Source organism: Spongiactinospora sp. 9N601, from assembly GCF_044326295.1.
Classification (GTDB): Bacteria; Actinomycetota; Actinomycetes; order Streptosporangiales; family Streptosporangiaceae; genus Spongiactinospora; species Spongiactinospora gelatinilytica.
Genome location: NZ_JBIRBB010000004.1, coordinates 239769 through 260546, shown reverse-complemented (window position 1 = coordinate 260546; position 20778 = coordinate 239769). Strand labels below are relative to the sequence as shown.

Genomic DNA, 20778 nt, shown 5'->3' with positions numbered 1-20778 from the left:
ATGAGCGGGTTCGCGGTCGAGCACCTCCGCGTCCGCCTGGCGGACCTGCACGGGGCCCTTCGGCGGGCCGTCGCCCGCCAGGCCGAGGCGGCGGCGCGGCTCACCCGCCCGGACCTGACCCCGTTCTGCGTGACCGACGAGCAGGTCGGCGTACTGCTCGACCAGGTGGACTCCTTCGCCGAGGCCATGGCCGAACCACCGCCCGATCCTGATGGCGACCAGGACCAGGAGCGGGAACTCCGCCGCCTGGCCGCGGCCGAAGGCGTGACCCTGCCGCTGGACGCGCTGGCCGCCCGCTTCGGCCTGACCCGCCCCGAGCAGGACGCCCTGCTGCTGGTGGCGGCTCCCGAGCTGGACCCGGGTTATGAGCGCATCTACGCCTACATTGTGGACAACCTGAACCGCCGCACCCCCTGCGTGGAACTGCTGGTGACGGTGTGCGGGCCCACGCCGTCCGCCCGCCTGGCGCTGCGCAGGGCGGTGGGTCCGGCCGGTCGGCTGCGCAGGTTCGGCCTGGTGCGCGCGTACGGCGAGGCCCCGGCGGAGCAGGCCCAGGAACTGACGCTGGCGGGCGGGGTCTTCGACTTCCTGATGGGCTGGGGCGGGGACGTCGGGCTGATCGGCCACGACCCGGGCGAGGTGGCGCGGCCGGAGCCGGAGGTCGTGTCCCCGTACCTGTCGGACGAACGCCTGCCGAGGCTCGGCCGGGCCCTGGCCGCTGGTGACATCGATCTGGTGGGTCTGTGGGGGTGCCGCCCGGACGTCCAGCTCGACGTGGCGCAGGCGCTGGCGGAGGCGGCGGGCCGGCCGTTGCGGCGTACCACCACGGACCTCGCGGCCGATCTGCGCATGGCCGCCGCGCTGGACGCGGTGCTGTGGCTCCCGACCGACGACCTTGCGGCCAGGGCCGACGCGGCGCTGCTGAGATCGGGCGTCCCGGTGTGCCTGACCGGCACGACCCCCTGGCGTCCGGCGGCGCTGCTGGCCGCCCGTTCCTACGCGGAGCTGACGATCCCGGTCCCGGGCTTCCCGGAGCGGGTGGCGATGTGGTCGGCCGCGTTCCCGGCCATGGAATGGCCGGTGCTGGAGGACCTCGCCGCCCGCTACCGCCTGACCGGCGGTGAACTGCGCGCCGTGGCCGCCGTCGCCGACGTCGGCGCCCGCCTGGCCGGCAACGGCCGTCCCACACTGCCGGCCGAGCACGTTGAACCGGCCATCGCCACGGTGACGCGCGGCCGTACCAGCGGCGCCGTGCAGTCGATCGTGCCGGACAGGGACATCGGCGACCTGGTCCTGCCCGAACCGCAACTGCACCAGATAGCGGAGATCGCCTCGGCGTTCCGAGCCTGGCCGAAGATCGCCGAGTCCTGGGGCTTCGCGGGCCGCTCGACCGGCGGGATAAAGGCGCTTTTCACCGGCGAACCGGGGACGGGAAAGACGATGTCCGCCGAAGTGATAACGGGCATGCTGGGGCTGGAACTGCTGAAGGTGAATCTGGCGCAGTTGGTCTCCAAATGGGTCGGGGAGACGGAGAAGAACCTGGAAATCATCTTCCAGCAGGCCGAGGACAGCCATGCGGTACTGCTGTTCGACGAGGCCGACGCGCTGTTCGGCAAACGCGGCGAGGTCAAACAGGGCACCGACCGCTACGCCAACCTGGAGGTCGGCTACCTGCTGCAACGCCTGGAGGCGAGCGACGGGCTGATCATCCTGACCAGCAACCTGAAGGAGAACATCGATCCGGCGTTCACCCGGCGCTTCCAGTTCGTGGTGCATTTCCCGAGGCCGGGTGTGCCGGAACGGCGGACCATGTGGCGGCAGGCGTTCCCGGCGAAGGCCCCGCTGGCCGAAGACGTCGATCTGGCCGCGCTGTGCCGCCTGGACATGACGGGCGCGGGCATCACCGCCGCCGCCCGCGCGGCGGCCCTGGCGGCGGCCGATGACGAAAGCCGGGCCATCGGCATGCGCCATGTGGTGAAAGGCATTTCCCGGCAGTTCCAGCGCGAGGCGCGGCTGTTCCGCCCGTCCGAGCTGGGCCCGTATGCTGGATTACTGGCCGACAATGGGACCCCGGGGTGACCACCGATGCCTGAACTCCCGCCGCCGCAACACCAGCCCGCCGTACCGGTCACCGCGAAGGAACTTCGCACGGCCGCCGCCGCGGACAAGGGCAAGACCGACCTCGTCCTGGTCCCCGCCGTCGTCGGCAACGCCCAGGCCGCCAAGACCGCCATGGACTCCCAGTCCAAAACCGTCCCCTCCCACATGGCCTCCACCCTCGCCGCCGCCCAGGACCAGGTGGGCAACGCCGCCATCGCAGGCGCGGCCATGCGCGCGATCCCCATAGCCGTCCCAAAGAAGGAAAGCCCCTCGGGCCGCTGACCCTCACCGGCGCTCTTCAACCCCGCGCCGCAATCCCTCGACCCGTTCCAGCAAGGCCCGCGCGTCGTCCACCATCTGCTGATCCATCGCCCCGAACCCCCGGTTCGACGGCTGGTCCACGACCCACTCCATGTGCCGCAGCCGCTCGGCGTAGGTCGCCCGCAGGACCGCGAGCAGGGACTCGCCGCAGCGGACGATCTCGTCATGCGACGCGGCCGTGACCTTGACACGGAACACGGCGGTGCTCCCCGCCTGGAGCTCGGTGAGCCGGTAACAGATCATCGGGCGCTCCGGCGTGTTCACCAGATCAGTGAGCCGCACGAGCGGCACCAGGTCCGGATCCCGGACGAAGATCCGCCGCACCGCGCCTTCCGTCAGGAGGGCGAGCGAGTACGGGGGCTCCTCCCCAGGCGGCACGCCCAGGCTCCACGGCAGCTTGGTGAACGCCGCCAGCGGACGCGAATACCTCAGCCCCTCACGGACGATCAGGAAGAACTCCGTGGGGAAATCGACTCCGTAACACTGGCGCAGGACCTCCGCCGGACTGAGCCCCTGGGCATACAGCGCTTCCGCCAGCCGCACCATCGAGTCATGGTCCACACGCGACGCCCGCATCCGCAACCACTTGACCGGCCGCTCGGCCATCACAGCTGTGATCATTTCTCCGGCCACCCGCCGAGCCGCCTCAACGATGTCCGCGATGGAAGGGGCACCGCCCATTTCTTCGAGCAGGTCGCGAACATTTCCGTCGAGCCTCCCCAGTCGCTCTTGGACCTTTTGGCTGCGCACGGAGAATACCTTCAGCCACAGAGCCTTCCACAGACCGTCCGCCCTACGGGCGTCGACTTTGTGGTCTGCCTGAATGCCGACATGAGTTTGAAGGCGCCGATGACCGGCTGAGGCTGTGTGAAGGCCGCGTACGTCGGGCCGGATCCCTGGGCAGCGCGCTCGTGGAAAGGCTCCCCCTGGGCCAGCAGACGACCGCGACGACCTCATTCCACTCTTTGAGGTGTTCGCGGACGTGCCCCCCTCCGGGTGTGCCGATGCCCCACATCCCGCCCTGTACGGCCCTGAGCAGGGCCAGGTATCGGATGTTCTGGAAAGGGGAGCCGGATCGCCGCGAGATGTCCCGTTCCCACCTTGATCAGCATGCTCTGCTCGGTCGGGTCCAGAATTTCCGGATACACCCGACCGATGGCCTTACGCAGGAGAACGCGTCGGGCCGCTGACCGGCGTTCGTCGGGAGGCGTTTCAGCCGGCTCCGTTGCCGGCGAAGGCCCCCAGGTGCTGGATCATGCCGTTCCTGATGAGGCTGATCCGGCGGCGGCCGGGCAGGCCCGCGAAGGGGCACCCGTCCGGGCCCTCCCGCAGCGTGGCGGACTCGTCGCCGGGCGCCAGCCACAGCAGCTTGCCGGATCGCAGCCATTCGGTCAGCTCGAAGTCGTAATCGGCCGTGTTGGGCACGACCCAGCTCCAGCCGCGGTTGACCCCGTCCCGGTACACCGCGTAGGTGTTGGCCCCCCAGAGGTTCACCAGCTCGATGTCCTCGGGTCTGGGCCCGAAGTAGCTGATCGTCCAGCCGGTGTGCGCGCCCACCGGCACCTCGGCGATCACCGCCCGGACACGCGGGCTGTTGAGGATCCGGGTCACCACGAACGGCACGTCCGGGCCGGGGACCACGGCGAACGGCGGATGCTCCACCGGCTCGGCCAGCCGCATCGCCCCGGCCATGGCGAGAAAGCCGCGCGGCAGGGGCTGTGGCGGGCGGCGGACGGAACTCACGTAGTTCCAGAAACAGCCGTCGAGGCCGTAGACGTCGATCGGCCAGCGCACCACCTGGCCGCTGTCGGGGCACCGCGCGACGGTCACCTCGGGCAGCAGCGCGCGGTAGCGGCGATTGACCTCCTGGACTCGATTCAGGTCCGGCGACTCCTGCTCGGACAGCCGGTTACTCTCGGCGATCAGCCATGCCCGCTCGGCGAGGGGTTCGTCGGCCGTCATCGTTTCGGCCTGCCCGCGGGCGGGACCCACGGCTTGTCGTCCGTCCACGGCGGTGTCTCCGCCACGACGAACCGGACCGGCTGACCTGGCGCGAAGCGCACCAGGCCCTCCTCGCCACCACGCTGGTGTTGTCTCACGAGCTTGTCGCGCATCTGCTTCTCTTCCGGGTCTTTCGGGTTCCACTGGACGACCGCGCCGTGCATCACGCCGAACTTTCCTTGCTGCATGTCCACGATCAGAAGCTCATACTCGTCCCGCGGAATCTCGCTGCCGTCCGGGCGGCGGATGTCGTACAGGTCATGGTCCCCGGCGATGGGATGAGGATTCTTGTTCTTGTCATAGCCGTGCACGACATAGCCGATAACGACGAACCTGCCGGGCCCCAGGGGCTTGCGGGCAAGTTTCCGCATTTTCTGCCCATATGTAGTGCGTTCTTCGACTCGCATACGGTACCGTCTCCGGCCTGCCTCGATGTCCTTCTTTTCGAGGTTCTTGCGCTTCGGCCGGGGCACCGGATTGACGAAGAAGCCGACCTTGCCCTTCTTCTCCGGCTCCACGCTCAGCAGCGTGTCGGCGGAGTTGATCGTCTTGGCCTTGATGTCCACGGGTTTGTACCAGGCGCCGCGCTTGAGGTGGCGCACCGAGTCGGGATTGGTGGGCCGCACATCGATGATCAGTTGATTCGCGTCGGCGAAAGCCTGGAACTTCTCACTGTTCTCGACCAGAATCCCGTAGTCGGCCTCTGCCTGCTTGTGGGTCAACTCGGCGTTCTCCGGCCGGCTCGTCTTGGACGGGTTGATGGTCGCGACGAAATGGACGACGTGGTGGTCCCCCTGGAGCCGTTCCACGACGAGGGAGAGCGCGGTCAACCGGTGCCGTCGCCGGACCGCCGGGAGGCGGCGTCTGATCTCGTCGACCGGCATACCGGTACATACCAGGGCGTGCGCGTCGCGCAGCGCGGCGTCCAGAACGTGTTGCAGGTCCTGCTCCCGCCGCTTGGCCTCGGGCGTGCGCGGGTCCTTCTTCGGCCGCCGCGACGGCTCCTGCCGCCGGTCAGGACGCCGGGGCCGCGTCGGCCTGCGCCCACGGACGTCGGGGCGCCTCGGTTTCCGGGGTTTGGGTTTCCGGGGTTTGGGCTTGATCTTCGCCCAGAGCTTCTTGATCAGGCCGGCGATCTTGTCGATGACGCGGTCGATGGCGCGGTTCACCGGGCGGGCGAGCTTCTGGAAGATCTGGCGGACCTTGCCCGGGATGCCGCCGATGCCGAGGAGGGCGGCCAGTGCGCCGATCAGGACCGGGATCGAGCGGGCCAGTGCGCGTTCGACCAGGGCGGGGACGCCGCCGGTGCCGCCGCGGGCGATGGCGATCACCGCGTCGAGTACGGCGTTGACGAACTCGATGATCTGCCGGGCGTTGGTCACGATGAACCGGATGATGTCGATGATCATCTTGCAGGCGCGGATGAACGCCGACGCCGGATTGAACAGCGACACGATCCAGGTGATCCCGGCGATGATGATCGTCGGGAGCAGGTAGGCGACGAGATCGCCGATCAGTTGCTTCTTCAGGTCGCCGACCTGGGTCTTCAGGTCGTCCCACATCCCGGCCACGCCACGCCGTCTGACCTGCGCCACCAGCGGGACGGAGGTCTCGGCGGCGACGATGGCCTGCTCGGGGACTTTACGGGCCAGCCGGGCGCGGATGTTCGGCCACGAGATCCCCAGCATGCCGCCGATCATCGTCACGATGCCCAGCACGTCGAACGTACGCGGCAGTTGCACCCCCGCCGCCGCCCCGCTGCCCAGCAGCCAGGTCAGCACCCCCTGTTGCAGATGCCGGCCCGCGTTGCGGGCGAACAACCGCAAGCCCCCGCCCACCCCGGTGACCAGGTTTCTGAGGAACCCGATCGGGTCTTTGAGGATCAGGCCGACGGCGGAGGCGGCCTTGCGCAGCACGCCCAGCAGCATCCGGCCCAGCTCGACGATCGTCTTGATCACGCCGCCGATCGCCTCGGCCGCCTTGGCCACCAGCCCCTTGTTCTTCTCCTTCTCCGCCGCGATCTCCTCATCGACCGCCTTGACCGCGTCGGAGTACTTGGCGGCCAGGGTGTCGATGAGTTCGGTGCCCTTGTCGTTGACCGTGTCCTTCAACTCGTCGAACCGGCCCGCGAACTCGGTGGCGGCCTCGCGGCCGATCGCCTTCAGGTCGGCCGGGAGCCCGTCCACCGCCACCTGAAGGTCCCTGCGGCCGGCGGCGATCCGGTCCTTGGCACGCTTGAGCTCCCGCTCCACGATGCCCGCGATGTCGGTGATGATCTGGTCCATCGCCGCCAGATAGGTGTCCTTGGCCCGCTCATAGATCCGGTTCGCCTCCTCCGGCAGCCCCGCGAACAGATCCCGCACCCACCGCGCCTTGCCGGTCAGCCCGCCGTACCGCGCGTCCTTGTACCGCCGCATGCCCTCCTCGTGGTCGGCGGTGAACCGCTCACGGGCCCGTTTCTCCCTGGCGGCGAACTCCGCATCGACCTTCCGGTCCAGGCCGGTGAGGATCTTCTCCACATCGCCCTTGGTCGCGTCGAACACCTTCTGCAAGATCTCGGTGACCTGCCGCCGTTTGTCCTCATCCCGGCCCTTGGCGCCCTGCTTGCCGGTGCCGACCTGCCGGCCGGTGGTGACACGGGTGGCGTGCATGCCCGCCATCGCCGTCGCCCCTCGGGCGGCGGCGGTGTTCTTCACCTCGGCCAGTTCCCGGGACTCCCCGGCACGCAGGTGCTTCGGCGCGGCGGCCGAGTGCGTCTCCATCGACTTCTTGTCCCGCACCGCTTTGTCGAAGGAAGGCTCGCGGGAGTTCTTGAACGACAACTGCCGCTCGGTGACCTTCGCCTGCGCCATCTGCCGATCCACCTGGGCAGGGCCCGCCGACATGTCCGTGGCCGAGGCGGGCAGCCGGTCCGGGGTGGCCTGACCCGGGTCCGGGGCGGACGGCCGGCCCGGGGGCTGGTCCGCCGTCATCGGGATGACCTGTTTGGTGTCCGGCGCGGGTGCCGGGGCCTGGGCGGTGGTCTCGGCGATCTCGCGCGCGGAGGCGTCCTTGCCCTCGCCGACCTTGCCCTGCACCTCGGTCGTGATCTGGTCGGCCTTGCCGGACTCGCCGAACTTGTCCGCCTCGTCCAGGTTCTTCGGCGCGCGATCGGCCACGGCTTTCTTCACCGCCGCGATGAACGCCTGCTTGTCGAACTCCTTCGGCCGCGCCGCGTCCATCTCCTCGGCATGCGCGGCCTTACCCCGCGCCTCCCGATCATCGCGGGGCGGCACCGCGGCGGCCTGCGCCGCACCGGCTTCGGCGGTCGCGGGCGGGTGGCTGGTACCGATCTTCCGCTTCTTCGCGCCGACGTCCTTCTTCAGCGCCTGGAACTTCGGATCGGCCCCCGGCGACCGCCGGCCGGCCCGCTCCCGCGTCGCCTTCTTGTCCGGCCGTTCCGCGGTCGAGGTGTCCTTCTGCTCGGGCGGCGCGGCGGCCTTCTTCGCGCCGGCCGGACGTACCGGCGGCGGCTTCGGGCTCGGCTTCGGCTTCGGCTTCGGCTTCGGCTTCGGCGACGCGGGCGCGGGCGCGGGCGCGCTCGCGCGGCCGGCCACGGCCTGGTTGCCCACCAGGTTCTGGCCCGCCAGCAGCGACTCCCCCGCCCACGGCATCGGCTCGGTACCGCGTGACGGACCGCCCAGCGCCGCCGCCATCGCCGCGTTGCCCATCGCCCGCCGCGCCTGGACCACGGCCGACGGGCCAGGTCGGCGCGGATCCGGCACCGGAGACACGGCCGGCGCGGGCGGTCGGGGAAGCTTCACGGGAGCAGGCATCCGGCGTTCACCCCCGAACGAGGACCGAACCGAACAATCGCACCCGGCCCGTCGCGGACGTGCCACCCACCCGTCGCACCCGCGTCACCGCTCTCGGCACGCCCGACAACGGGCCTTCATCGCCGCGTCATCATGTGGTTGGTTGACGTCAACAGGCGCGGAATATCAATGAACGCCATGCCGATGAAAGGCCATGCCATGTTCCGTCCCATCCTCGCGGGCCTGGCGCTCGCCGCCGTGACACTCGCCGTACCGACCCCCGCCGCGGCCGAGCACGGCCCCGAGCGACAGCCCGTCGTCACCAAGGACGTGCGCATCCCGCCGGTCCCCCTGGCCGAGCTGCAAGGGTCCATCACCGACGACCGTGGGGTGGAGCTGGGCGGGATCGGCAGCGGCCTGTTCCCGGCCGGGCGGCGCGGCGACTACTGGATGGTCACCGACCGCGGGCCGAACGGACAGGTCAAGGTGGACGGCGACAAGCGGCGCACGTTCCCGATCCCCGAGTTCGCGCCGGCGATCGTCCAGGTGGCGACCCGGTTCGGCGTCGAGATCAAGAAGTACCTGCCGCTGGTCGGCGACTCCGGCAAGCCGATCACCGGGCTGAGCAACCAGGCGGGCCACGATGAGGAGCCCTACACCTGGGACGGGCGGACCGCGCTGCCGTACAACCCGAGCGGGGTGGACACCGAGGACATCGTGCGCGGCCCGCGCGGGGACTTCTGGCTGGTGGACGAGTACGCGCCGTCGCTGCTGCACGTCTCGGAGCGGGGCAAGGTACTGGCCCGGTACGTGCCCGAGGGCCTCAAGCTCACCGGCGCCGACTACCCGGTCAAGGAGACCCTGCCCGCGATCCTCGCCTCCCGGCAGCAGAACCGCGGCTTCGAGGGCCTGGCGATCAGTGGCGGCACCCTCTACCTCGCCGTGCAGAGCCCGCTGGCGAACCCGGACAAGAAGACCGCCGAGTCATCACGGAACGGGCGAATCCTCACATATGACATCCGCACGGAGCGGGTGACCGGCGAGTACGCCTACCGGTTCGAGGACGTCACCACCTTCGACCCCAAGGCGGACGGCGACCAGGACGAGATGAAGATCTCCGGCCTGGCGCACGTGAGCGGTCGCAAGCTGCTGGTGGACGAGCGAACCGACAACGTGGCCAGGATCTACCAGATCGACCTGGCCAAGGCCACGAACCTGCTCGGCGGGCGCTACGACGACCCGGCCACCACGCCGTCGCTGGAGGCCCAGGCCACGCCGCAGGGCGTACGGTTCCCGGCCAAGTCGCTGGTCGCCGACCTGTCCAAGGTCGCCCCCACGCTGCCCGGCAAGGTCGAGGGCGTCACCCTGCTCGACCGGCGGACCCTCGTCGTGGCCAACGACAACGACTTCGGCGTCGGCGAGTTCGGCGCGGACGGCCGGCTGGTGAGCTCCGGCGTGCCCAGCCGCATCCTCACCATCCGCCTGCCCCGCCCGGTCGGCTGATCTCCCTTTCCTAACAGTGGGCAGAACTCCGCATCGCCACCGGGAAAGCAGGCGGTCATGGAGCCGGACGAGTACGACGTTTTCCTCAGTTACGCAGGGGACGACCGGGAGATCGCCCGGGAGCTGGAGCAGGCCCTGCGCGGGGTGAAGGTCCATGACCATCCGATGCGGGTCACGGCTGGACCGAGCGGGAGGCATGGGACCGGCTGCTGCCCGTGCTGGAGCCGCTCATCCGCATGTGCGTCGTGTCGGCGGCGGGCGACGGCGTGTTGTCCATCCCCCGGGTGGTTCGCGCGCTGCCGCCCGAAGCCGCGTCCGGCCTGCTCCCGGCGGTGGGCGCGGCCGTGGCGGAGTAACTGCCCGGGCCGGACGCCAACCCGCTCGCGCTGAGCGCCCGCGTGTCCTACGGCATCAACGTGGCGGGCTGGCAGAACGGCCGGACGGGCCGCGCCATCCTGGAGTCCGCCGAACAGGACGCCCGGGCGGCCCTGGGCGACCGCCACCCCATCCGGCTGCGCATCCAGTACGGCCTGAGCGGCGCGGCCATGAACCTCCAGGACTTTGAGCCCAAGGAGTACGCCTCCCGCGCCTACCACGGCCAGCTCATCGCCCTCCGCGAACACCACCCGGAGCCCCTGTCCTCCCTCATGCAACTCGGCATCGCCCGCGTCGCGATCCGCGACGACCCCGAGGCCGCCGAGATGATCAAACAGGCCACCCGCGGCCTGCAACGCATCCATCGCCCCTGGCACGGCGAGGTGGTACGCGGCTACATCGCCCAGGGCTTCGGCTCCCTCCCCCGCCCTGTCTACTAGGGCGTGATGCGCGCGAGCTTCCTCGCATACGAGGCCCCGGCGCCCTCAAGCGATTCCTGAAGGGCCGGACCGACCGCGAGTAACGCCGACCGCAGCCGCCGCATCGCTGCACGGGCAACACCGGTTATGAGCACGCGGCACCGATCTGAAGGTTGGGTTGAGGTGGTTTGCGCCATGGTGTCCACCCGGCCAAAAACCTGACATAAACCGGAAAATTCGATGTTGCGCCCCCCTCCCGGCTTCGAAGCCTCTAATGTGATCGGTCCATGAAACAGACAACGAAAGGCCGTCAATGACCCGTTGGAACGATCTCGTACGCAATGCACGGATTGACCTGAAGCTGCTCGAAGAAGGGGGGCGGTGGATCGACTCAACGCCAGATGGCGTTACCATCGGCTCTTTGTCCCTCCACGGGTGGGAGATTCACCCCGTCAATGTCTCGCCCGAAGTCTCGGGGGGCAGGGACTGCTACCTCGTGAAGGTGAACTACGAGCTGGACCTCGACGCCTCGATCACGATGAAGTGGTTCGAGATCGGTATCGCGCTGACGACCGACGGTGCCACCGCGATCATCGTAGACGCTCTGCCTCGCGCAACACACGCGGCGGCCGGCGAGGAAACGTACACCCTCAACGACCGCCTGCACTTCATCCCGGATATGGGCGCCGGATCGGCGCATGTCCACATCCCCGCCACGACAGACCTCGTGGACGTGTTCGGAATCGGCGGCAAGCAGGCACGCTGGAGGCGCCAGGCTAAAGGGGGCGTGCCCATTCGCCCCGGCTCTGGTGCCGTCTGGATCGTGACACTCGTCCCCAAGGACTGCCCAGAGGTCGCCGTCGAGTTCTCCGCGAGGTATTCGCTACGCGCCGACGACATGGTGCCATTGCAGCCGGCTCATGAGCCGGTGCGCTTTCCTCTGAAGTTGCGCGACAGGATGCACGGCCGCCTCTCCATCGAGCCTACGATCGCCAAGGAAAGCAAGGAGAAGGGACGCGGCTCCGGACCGCGCGTCTTCATCTGCTATGCCCATGACGACGACCCCCATATCCGCCTGGCCGTCGACTTCTGCGCGCTCCTCGTGCAGATGGGAGTCGATGTGCATATGGACAAGCTGGCAGAGGGTCCCCGCATGGATTGGGGCGTATGGGCGATCAATGAGATCGATGAGGCGGACTTCATCACGATCCTCCCTTCGCCGATGTGCAAGGCCGCGGGGGACGGGCGGCTGCCAAGCCAAATCCATCCCGGAATACAAAGTGAGTTGCTCATCATTCGTGACAAGTGGCACGTAGACAAGGAGTACTGGACCCCGAGGCTGCTCCCCGTCGTCCTTCCCGGGGAGAAGCTGGAGAACGTCCCTACCTTTCTTCAGCCGAACTGCGCAGATCACTACATCGTCGATGAGCTGACCGAAGAGGGGATCAAGGACCTGCTCCGCGCGATGGGGAGGGGCGGATCGGGGAACCGGCCCCCGATCCGATGAGTTTTCCAGAGGTATGAGGGCGTGTGTTCAGGGCCCGCCCTCACCCTCCTCTTCGTTCGTGTGCTGGATCTCGGCCTCGAACATGCCGTCCGCCTCGTCCTTTCCATAGGCCCGGTAATCCGGGTGGTCCAAGTCCATGGAGGTGCCGAGGTGCAGCGGGACGGGCAGGGTGGTTCGATCGTCCCAGGAGATGGCCTGCTCGCACAGCCGTGCCGTAAGGGTGGCCAGTGCCTCGGGCCGCCAGGAACCAGGTTCGATGACCACGATCTCCTTGGCGGTGTACGAATGCCAGGGCTTCCCCAGCTCCTGCCGCCCCGCCTTGTTGGCCTGGAGTGACCATCTGGTGTGCCGCGCACCGCGATCGCCTCCCTTGGCCCGGGTCTGAACCGAGGTACCAGGGAACAGCCAGGTGGGAAGTGTGGTGTCCAGCAGCCGATAGATCTTCCGGCCGGGGGCGGCCGGTTGGTCCTTGTCCTTGGGATTGTTGCTCTTCTCCACACGGGTGACCGGTCGGCCGATCTCCGTGATCACCGTGTTCAGCCGCACGACCGCCACATCGTCACCTCGTTCGCGCAGCGAATCACCAGGCAGGACCCCTTCGCCCAGCCTGGCATTCTGCAGACCGGGCCAGATGCTCCGGGTCGCCCTGCCGTCAGTGAAGATCACCATAGGTGTGCCCGCGAGTTCGCCGGTGGCGAGGGCGCACAGCCTCGCCTCGATCGTCACGCGTGTCCGGGCCGCTTTCTCTTCGGTACGGCCGAGGCGCGCCGAACCGATCGCGCTCGCGTAGAAGTCGGTGGTCCCCTCCGCGGCTCGGACCCAGCGCTTCTGACGATCGCTCCAGACCAGTATCCGGCAGCTCCCGAGGTCGGAGGGGACCAGATGGAGCGCCACCATGCCCAGGACCAGCACCGGATCGCCCGTCCCCGTCTGCTGCCGTCGTGCGTGGATACCGACAAGGAGCGTGTCGCGCTCCAGCGCGTTCGGCAGCTTCGGGGTGATCAGGGCATCCAGCACGCGGCTGTCGAGGACCCCCGCCGCCCGAAGAAGATCCCTCAGCGCGGCACGAGCCGCGTGTTTCCGTTCCTCGGGATTTCGGGGTACGGCCCCTTCGGGAAGGAGCTGAGGATCGGTGGCCATGAATTGTGCAGGAATGCCCATGTGCCCGAGCAGCCTGCGGATGTGCGGCTTCGCATCGAGTTCGGGACGCTGCGCGTCGGGGTGGAACTCCGTCTCTGCCCATACGGCGACGAGATGATCCGGCTCGGCCGCCATCGTGGCAAGGTCATCGAGGTATGCCGACCGATTCACAGTGTCGTGGGCGAGCAGGCCGGGGCACCAACGAGCGACGACCCCAAGCCGCTCGTTGAGCATGACGGCCGGACCGCCGGGTTCGGGGCGGATGTGCCGGCCGCCGGTAAGCTCCTTGAATTCGTTCAGCATGCGTTGTCTAGCGTCGGCAGTGCTGTAGAGGCAGGCGATGGTCACCCGTTTGTATCCGCTCGGGCCGACACCGTCCGCGGGGATTCCGCCGATCGGGTACTTGCTCACGTGTTTGGGCAGCCGGACGGCCTTGTCGACCGCATAGGTGAGCGGTTCCAGCATCGGCAACGTACGTTGGATGTGCTTGTGCAGATACAGCATGAACCTCGGGCCCAGACCGTTGCCCAGTACATGGAAACGGTTGGAGGCCAACTGGGGACGCGCGTGCCCGGGTGGATCTGGGAGCGTGGCGGGCAGTTGCAGTGGGTCGAGCTGACAGGCTTCGAGTATTCTCGCGATCGCCTGGTCGAGTTGTGTGACATATTCCCCGCTCTCCACATCCCGGAGGTGCCGGACGGGAAGCCGCACGATCGGCGTGTCGCCCTCGCCGCGAGCGATCCAGGTGTGCCTTGTCCCACGGCCGTACCATCGGAGCGGGATCTGGGACAGTTGTGCGTCGAAGCACAGGATCGGATCTTCGATGCCCGCACGGGTGGTGAGCTGGACCGTCACCTTGGCCATCCCATGGGCGGTTCGGTGCTTCTTGGTGTGGTGGAGGAGATCGTCCCAGATCAGCAGGGAGCCATCCGTATCGATGCGCAGCCGTAGTTCGCGGGCACCGATCGAGAGCGGTTCTGCGGCCACTCGCCGCATGACCTTCCATGCGGCCGTCCGGTAGACCCAGTTCGGCGCCACCGGGACTCGGCCGCCTCGGAACTCGATAAAGTCACTGAACGGGCGTGCCGCTTCTGGCTCCGGCAACGCGTCCGCCAGCAACGCTGGGCCTTCTCCACCTCGGATATGCCGCTCCCAGGCCCGTACGGCCGTCCGAAGCCTGAAATCAAGGGCATTGTCACTGGTCAGAAGCAGCAGCCGGCTCCCCGCCGCCCGTTCGTGCTCGGCGAGGTTGTTCTCCCCGAACAAGCGCACCGGGTTGCCTGTGGCGGCCACGAGCCCGGTGGCCAGCGCGGAGTACCGCGGTCGCCGGCCGTCCCCTGCGCCCGGAAGCGAGTCCCACGCCGACGCGAACTCCTCAGTGAGGGGGTAGGCGGTCACGGTTCCGAGAACCGCATCGAGGTGCTCACGCGGGACGCGGTAGGCGAGCGTGATCAGCATTCAGCGGCTCCGTTCTTGTTCTGCTTCGCGTACTCGAAGAAGGCGGTCAGTGTCGTGTCGTAGTAGCTCCTCATGGCCGGGAGCTCTCCACTCGTTTCCCACCTCGTGCGCAGTTGGTCGATCAAGGTGGCCAGGTCGGTTCCCTTGGTGTTGTCGAGCATCGCGCCGTCCACCAGATGGAGGACGGCTTTCGTCTCGCCGCGACGAGCGCGGCCGATGAGCTGGATCGCGCCGTTCATGATCTCGGCGACCACGCCGAGTTTGACCTCCCGGGGCTGGGCATTGAAGTAGGGCGGCCGATGAATGATCTCTTCCAGGTAAGCGCCGGCGATCTTCCTGCGTTCGGTGAGCAGCAGGCGCGGGTCGATGGACGGTCCGCGCCTTTCGCTGAGCGCTTTCGCCTGGATATGCGCAAGAAGTTCTTGAGGCTCGTCGATCAGTGGGATCGGCCGCACGATCAGCCAGATCGAACCCAGGGCTGACTTGTCATCCTTTCCGATGATGTTCACGCCGCGTTGCACTCGGGCGAGCGGCGCGATGAGGATGTCCGCGCTCTCCTCTTTGGGGAATCCCTCCAGACGATCGGCCGGGATTTCCCGCCAGCGCCCTTTGTTCACGATGCCCCCGTCAGCCTCGGAGCCGCTCGGCGGAACGGCCAGGCAGATCCGATGCGAATCGACGCCCGCGTCCGCCAACCCCTCCGCGACATGCATGGCGCCTTCGTATGAGGTGGTTGCGAGCAAGACCCGCGCCCGGTCGGGCTCGTCTTCCTTGAGACGTTTCAGCTCGGCTTCCAGATAGGTGCTCCAGAGCCGTGTGGCGAGCCATCTGGTCGCTTGAACGCGGGCATTCCCGTCCAGGCCGGAGATCCGTGCGAGATTTTCCAGCGCGTCGGTGATCGGGGCAGGTTCGATCCGCACGGCCGTGGGACTTCGGTCAGGGACCCACCACTTCGGCGTGACGTGCACATGGTGATGCGGTGCGCCGGGAAAGTACGCGGTCGCCGACAGTCCGAGAACGATCCGCCTCGTTTCGGCATGGGCCAGCGCGGTGGTGTCACCGAGATCCACGACGTAGGTGTGGGGATCTCCGCCGAAGGCCGCGGTGTTCAACCTGACAGGTTCGCCACCGGTGTCGTCGTAGTACTCGGTGAACGCGAATACGAGCCGCCCCAGCGGCCCGGTCGGAGTGAGCTGCCATCGGCCGTAGGTTCCGAGGGCGTCCGCGATCTTCTGCGCGGACTCGACACCGATGTCGACGAGCTGCGCATTGTTCGCCATCAGCCGGTGCAGGTATACCCGGACGCGTTCGAGAATGGCGCGGCGCAGGATCCGGTTCACCACCTTTGCGCGCTCGCCCTCGGGCACCGAGGCGGCGAGCTCGCCGAGTGCTGCGCGTGCGGCGCTGATCGCCGTGCCACCGGAGCCAGAAGTGACCACGGAGGCAAGGCTTGTGCGCGCCTTCTCGAAGGGCTGAGGCTCTCCGGGCAGTACCGGGGCCTCGTCGAGGAACAACGAGCGGAACATGGCCATCTGCGGTGGAGAGACGGCGTCCGGCTGGACGTCGAACAACTTGGCCGCCAGCCAGTTGTCCCAGCGCCGCGGAACGATCCACCCGCGGCGTGGGCCGTGTGGCCGCCGCTGCTTGGCAGGGGACACGGCACCGATTCGCTCGTAGGCGAGATGGCTGACATAGGTTTCCGAGAGATAACGGAGCTGGAAATAGGCGTCGCGTACGTTGGCATCGACATCGCCGTGGAGCCGCCCGAACGCCGCGCCGAAGTCGGCGTCGAAGTTACGTAAAGGTGTGTTCGTGCGCCCGGCGTGGTCCAGTACAAGGTCACGCCCCGACTGCTCGATCGCGGCCTGCTGGAAGCGGTCCACCTCGTCGATGACGATGACCTGGCAGCGCCGCAGGATCAGTTCCTCGACGGTGAGCCGGTCGTTGGCGCCACACCCGTCGTCCACAGGCGCCTGGAGTACACCACGCATCAGGTTCGCGTGGGAGGTCACGATGATGTCCGCCGAACATGCGTCCCGTACGGCCCGGTACCGGCCGCAGGTGGTCCGCCATGGGCAGGCCACCGTTTCGTCCCTCCGGCCGCGAGGCCGCCGGCGGCGCAGCTTCGCACAGGGTTCGCGGCCGGGCTGCCAGCCGTCGATACCGCTTTCGTTGGTGGCCGTCGCGGCGAGCGCACAGCCGTATCCGAAACGCTCCCACACCCAGTCGGGGTCGTACAGGGAAGGGGAGATGCGTGTGGCCGTCTCCGCCACTTTGATCATCGCACGGGGTGACACCAGCGGGACCAGCCTCACCAGGTCGGCGATGCGAAAGATCTTCAGCGCCTCTTCGATCTGATGGGTGGCCCGCGCGACATCGGCATTGGTCGGCAGGACGAACGCCACGCTCACACCACGCTGCGCCGCCCAGCAGGCGAAGCTCTCCACGAGGACCACGGACTTCCCGAAACCGGTATAGGCCAGTAGTTCGTTGAGCGTGCCCGCCGTGAGCATCAGTTCGTCAGTGGACTCGTCGTCGCCTGTCCGGATGCGCTTCGCGAACCTCTGGACGCACTTCTGTCGAAACGCGGTGTTCTCGCGGCGATCGATCGCGGCGGCGATCTCCTCCAAAGCGGAGAATGGAACGCGGAGATCGGGCAATGGAGGAGCGTCCTCCACCCGGGGCAGTGTGTGGTTCCGTTGCTGGTGGTGCGGTTGGAGCTCCACTCGGAAGTCAACGAACGTCTGGTCGGACCCGCCAGGACCGGGAACACGCGTGGATGTGGTGTGAACTCCGGCCCTGGCGACGGGAAGGGCACGCCTGCTCTGTGCGTACAGGTCGTCCAGCTCGCGCAGGACGCGGTCGATGAAGGCCGTAAGGGGCATACCCGGGTCGATCTGAATCCTGCCGTTCTTCTCCTCCTTGTAGTGCTCGTCCGCCGTGCAGCCGGGAATGTCCCCGCTTTGCAGCAGCCGATCCAGCAACTCGCCGGCCGTCTCGGCGTTCGCCAGTTGGTTCGCCCGGCGACGGAGGAGCTTCGCGAATCGTCTGGCATCGTCCTCGAGGAGGTCCTGCCAGCCGGACCAGTCCGCGATGTGCCCGTCGAGAACGAAGAGGGCGTCATCCCGGGTGGTGGTTCTGCTGAACCCGCTGCCGACATCGACGGGGAAGAAGCGCGCGGCCAGTCCTATCGCGGCGCCGAGGATTCTGGAGGTCACTTCGGGCTCAGGCGCTCTGGTGTTCATGAAATCCCTGCTTTTGTTCGCGCGTACGATTTCTGGATTCGCCGGACCTGGGCCAGGAACCGTGTCTCAGTGGTGATGGCGAGCGAGGGCATTCTTGTTCTGATCGTCGCGAGCTGGTGTTCATGAGTTCTCGGCAGCAGCAGCTGGGCGTTCGGCTGCTTCGCGATGAGGTCGGCGATCAGCCGGTACGGCGACCGGTACTCCTTGAGGTCGATCGCGAACCTCTCGCCGCCGACCCCGACATCGAGGTCATAGGAATCGAAGTCAGGCCACAGTTCGACGTCGGCGCCGAGCTGTTGCAGCTTGGTGCACAGCCTCAGTTCGCTCGCTCCGGGAACGACGATGAAGCGCCACACGCCGGCGCTCAGGCATACCGCTCTTTCGGCCGGCCGAGCGGCGGGCAGCGGAGCCCTCGGCCCCTCATCGACCCTGGTCAGGCGCGGACGTGCACGCGCAGTTCCTTCGATGACGTCGTAGATGGCGGAATGCGGCTGATACCCGCACCGAACCCGCCCTCGCGACACCGACATCGGCCAGCGGCAATCAGGGCAGGGCCACCACCAGGTCTTACCGTCCCTGCCACGGTGCGACTGGCCGTCGGGGACGGCTCCGTATCCTCCTTTCGGAAGGCGTATCCCTGAGTCGCTTACGAGGTGCTGGATCTCCTCGACGGAGCCGGCGGGATGCTCGACGAGGAAGCGGCGGGAGGCCACATAGGTCGTCTGATTCCTCGCTTCGATCATCGTGGTGAATGCCTCGTGCCTGATCTGGTCGGAGCGCATGCGCGTCCATGATGGGAGCCACTGACCCGAGTCGGTGAGGACGTCGAGCGGCACGACGTATTCGCAAACCAGGTCCTGAGCATCATCGGAGAGCCGGTCCTCACCGCCTTCCCGCGACAGCAGGACGACCTCGGAGATCGCGGCATCGTCGCTGTCATCGTCCTGGGCGACCTCGGTGCGGGGCAGTAGCTCGCCCAATGGGCCGTGGAGGGAGTTCGCCAGGTCAAGTGGTGTATTCGGCCCTCGTCCTGGTCCGTGCGCCTCCATGACGACACCGGTCATTCTGGCTATCTCGAACATGGCGGACGAATGTTCGTGCCTGACCGTCCACGCGTAGGCTGCGCGCAGCGCGGCGGTGATGACTCGGCGTCGCCGTTCGGCGAGACGGTCCGCCGGGGGCGCGACCCAGGCGGTCATGACGCCGCTCCCGGCACGGCATCGGAGCACCAGCGGGTGAACCCGCATTCGGCGCAGGCCGTGCCCGGCTTGGTGGCCAGTGTTTCGTCGCCGTGCCAGTCATGGACATGCGATCGTACGACCTCGCGCGCATCCGCGACGAGATCCGGATCGTGCACGTCGAATTCGGTCAGCACAGGGCCATTGGCGGTCAGCCGTTCAAGCTCCACCCGACAGCCGCCAGGCCCGCCGGGCAGCAGCCCCTCGGCCGAGAGCAGCACGGCCAGCGAGATCTGGGGGTAGCGCTTGAGTAGATCGCCCTCATTCAGGTATCGGGACGTCTTGGTCTCGCGGAACCGCCACTCGCCCTTGACGCGATAAAGCAGATCGATCTTGGCGATGACCACGGTATTGGCGGCCGGGTCATATACCACGACCACATGCTCGGGAAGTGCCCTGGCGTGTTCGTCGGCGCCTCGCAGCGGGCAGACGAGGGAGTGGTCCCCGATCATCTGGATACCCAGCCGCGTCTGGAAACCGTCGTTCGGGAGCATGACCTGGCCCTGATCGGCCTGCGGGTCGGGGACATCATCTCCGCGGCACGGCTGCAGCGGCGAACGGCGGTGCCTTTTCTCTATCCAATCGTGTACGGCGCGCCCGCGGAGGGTCGCCTCACTCTCCTTCGCCCCGCCATCGCTTGGCAGGCGGAGTTCGCGGAAGTGGGGGATCGGACCGCATGTGCGGTGCTCGCGCACGGTGGTGAGCGACCACGAACGCAGCGGTTTGGAGTCGTCGTGGATGCCGAGCAGTCCCGGGTGGGACGGCACCGCCGGGCAGGTGGCAAGAAGGGGACAGGTGACGCAGTCGTACCCAGGCCGGTGATCGTTGCCGACGGCGGCGTCTCGTAAGGACTCCTCTGCGTCTCGCCGGTACTTGACGATGGCGGCCTCGGGCGTGTCGTCGAACAGGACGTTGAGCGAACCGTCCACGCAGCCGACCTCGATGATGCGCACGCGGTCCGGTCGCTCGTAGCGGCCGAGGATGGCCCGCGTCCCCCTCCAGAGCCGGTTCAGAAGCGGCCGTCCCTCCGCCAGCACGGCGGCGGCGACCGCGATCTCGCCTTCGTGCCGCTCGCGATCCTCCACCGTGTCCGGCCGCGGGATCCACAGCTCCCGAATGCCGTGGCCTTCGTAACGGCGTCCGGTCGCCAGTTCCTCACCCGCAACGGTGCCGTTCTCCGTTGGAGGTCGTTCTCTGATCCAGTCGCGCGACACGGGTTTCAGCGGGGTACGGCCGGACCGGTAGCGGGCCATGGCGCTGCGGAAATGCTGAACGGCATGCTCCGTCCACCGGATCAAAGCCGGGTGAAACGGACGCTTACTACGCTCCTGCCACCGCGCCACAGCAGCCTCGGGGCTCATGCCATCGAACTCGATGGAGTCGAGCACCCTGTAGAACGGTCCCATGCCGTAGGTCTCCATGCGCTGGGCAGGCCGGTCGGGCTGTGCCGGCCAGAGAAGTCCGGGCCGCACCTTCAACGCCAGGCGCTGGGGGCACCCACTCTCCGGCCCCTTGATGCTCGAAGGACGGAAGCGCAGGAGACTGGCGTCACCGGAGACGCCTGGGGGCATTTGCCAGCCCGTCTGCCAGTCATTTCTCCTTTCGAAGGTGCGTGATGTGGGCTCGCTACCTGGTGGGGTCATTTCGATCATCGTCTGCTGTGATACTTTCCGTTGC

General features: G+C 67.8%; 14 protein-coding genes. 7 read left to right on the top strand and 7 right to left on the bottom strand.

What is annotated here, in order from left to right; translation table 11 throughout:
• Positions 1–2079 (top strand): ATP-binding protein, encoded by a 2079-nt coding sequence (locus ACH34R_RS11020; RefSeq protein ID WP_397561252.1) that lies wholly within the window; start codon positions 1–3, stop codon positions 2077–2079.
• 6 nt (positions 2080–2085) lie between these two features.
• Entirely contained in the window at positions 2086–2382 is a 297-nt protein-coding gene (locus tag ACH34R_RS11015; protein ID WP_397561251.1) for a hypothetical protein, read from the top strand.
• A 3-nt stretch (positions 2383–2385) separates the two neighbouring features.
• On the opposite strand, the gene ACH34R_RS11010 is transcribed toward ACH34R_RS11015, so the two are convergent.
• Positions 2386–2967: a hypothetical protein gene (locus ACH34R_RS11010; RefSeq protein WP_397561250.1), complete on the bottom strand. Its 582-nt coding sequence runs from the start codon at positions 2965–2967 to the stop codon at positions 2386–2388.
• A 6-nt stretch (positions 2968–2973) separates the two neighbouring features.
• Here ACH34R_RS11010 and ACH34R_RS11005 point away from each other — a divergent pair, with 6 nt between their 5' ends.
• Positions 2974–3282 carry a hypothetical protein gene (locus ACH34R_RS11005; protein WP_397561249.1) on the top strand — a complete coding sequence of 103 codons (309 nt, stop codon included), beginning with the start codon at positions 2974–2976 and terminating at the stop codon, positions 3280–3282.
• A gap of 351 nt (positions 3283–3633) precedes the next feature.
• On the opposite strand, the gene ACH34R_RS11000 is transcribed toward ACH34R_RS11005, so the two are convergent.
• Together ACH34R_RS11000 and ACH34R_RS10995 are read right to left on the bottom strand one after the other, a co-directional pair.
• Positions 3634–4383: a hypothetical protein gene (locus tag ACH34R_RS11000; RefSeq protein ID WP_397561248.1), complete on the bottom strand. Its 750-nt coding sequence runs from the start codon at positions 4381–4383 to the stop codon at positions 3634–3636.
• On the bottom strand, positions 4380–8186 hold the full coding sequence (locus ACH34R_RS10995; RefSeq protein ID WP_397561247.1) for a hypothetical protein: 3807 nt from the start codon (positions 8184–8186) through the stop codon (positions 4380–4382). The genes ACH34R_RS11000 and ACH34R_RS10995 overlap by 4 nt, the downstream gene beginning before the upstream one ends.
• A gap of 249 nt (positions 8187–8435) precedes the next feature.
• Here ACH34R_RS10995 and ACH34R_RS10990 point away from each other — a divergent pair, with 249 nt between their 5' ends.
• The 4 genes from ACH34R_RS10990 to ACH34R_RS10975 all read left to right on the top strand — a co-directional run bounded on the left by ACH34R_RS10990 (position 8436) and on the right by ACH34R_RS10975 (position 12020).
• Positions 8436–9719, top strand: coding sequence for an esterase-like activity of phytase family protein (locus ACH34R_RS10990; protein WP_397561246.1), 1284 nt, complete (start codon positions 8436–8438; stop codon positions 9717–9719).
• A gap of 215 nt (positions 9720–9934) precedes the next feature.
• A complete protein-coding gene (locus ACH34R_RS10985) occupies positions 9935–10075 on the top strand; it encodes a hypothetical protein (RefSeq protein ID WP_397561245.1) in 141 nt (46 codons plus the stop codon).
• 42 nt (positions 10076–10117) lie between these two features.
• Complete coding sequence (locus tag ACH34R_RS10980) at positions 10118–10534, top strand: hypothetical protein (RefSeq protein ID WP_397561244.1); 417 nt, start codon at positions 10118–10120, stop codon at positions 10532–10534.
• A gap of 292 nt (positions 10535–10826) precedes the next feature.
• Positions 10827–12020 (top strand): SEFIR domain-containing protein, encoded by a 1194-nt coding sequence (locus ACH34R_RS10975; RefSeq protein ID WP_397561243.1) that lies wholly within the window; start codon positions 10827–10829, stop codon positions 12018–12020.
• A gap of 27 nt (positions 12021–12047) precedes the next feature.
• Here ACH34R_RS10975 and ACH34R_RS10970 read toward each other — a convergent pair whose 3' ends face one another.
• The 4 genes from ACH34R_RS10970 to ACH34R_RS10955 are packed head-to-tail and all read right to left on the bottom strand — an operon-like array spanning position 12048 to position 20753.
• Positions 12048–14618 (bottom strand): RNaseH domain-containing protein, encoded by a 2571-nt coding sequence (locus ACH34R_RS10970; protein WP_397561242.1) that lies wholly within the window; start codon positions 14616–14618, stop codon positions 12048–12050.
• Complete coding sequence (locus tag ACH34R_RS10965) at positions 14612–17863, bottom strand: hypothetical protein (protein WP_397561241.1); 3252 nt, start codon at positions 17861–17863, stop codon at positions 14612–14614. Before ACH34R_RS10965 ends, ACH34R_RS10970 begins: the two co-directional genes overlap by 7 nt.
• Positions 17860–19062, bottom strand: a complete 1203-nt coding sequence (locus ACH34R_RS10960) for a hypothetical protein (protein WP_397561240.1) — start codon at positions 19060–19062, stop codon at positions 17860–17862. Before ACH34R_RS10960 ends, ACH34R_RS10965 begins: the two co-directional genes overlap by 4 nt.
• A complete protein-coding gene (locus ACH34R_RS10955) occupies positions 19059–20753 on the bottom strand; it encodes a PD-(D/E)XK nuclease family protein (RefSeq protein WP_397561239.1) in 1695 nt (564 codons plus the stop codon). The genes ACH34R_RS10960 and ACH34R_RS10955 overlap by 4 nt, the downstream gene beginning before the upstream one ends.
• Positions 20754–20778 lie beyond the last annotated feature (25 nt).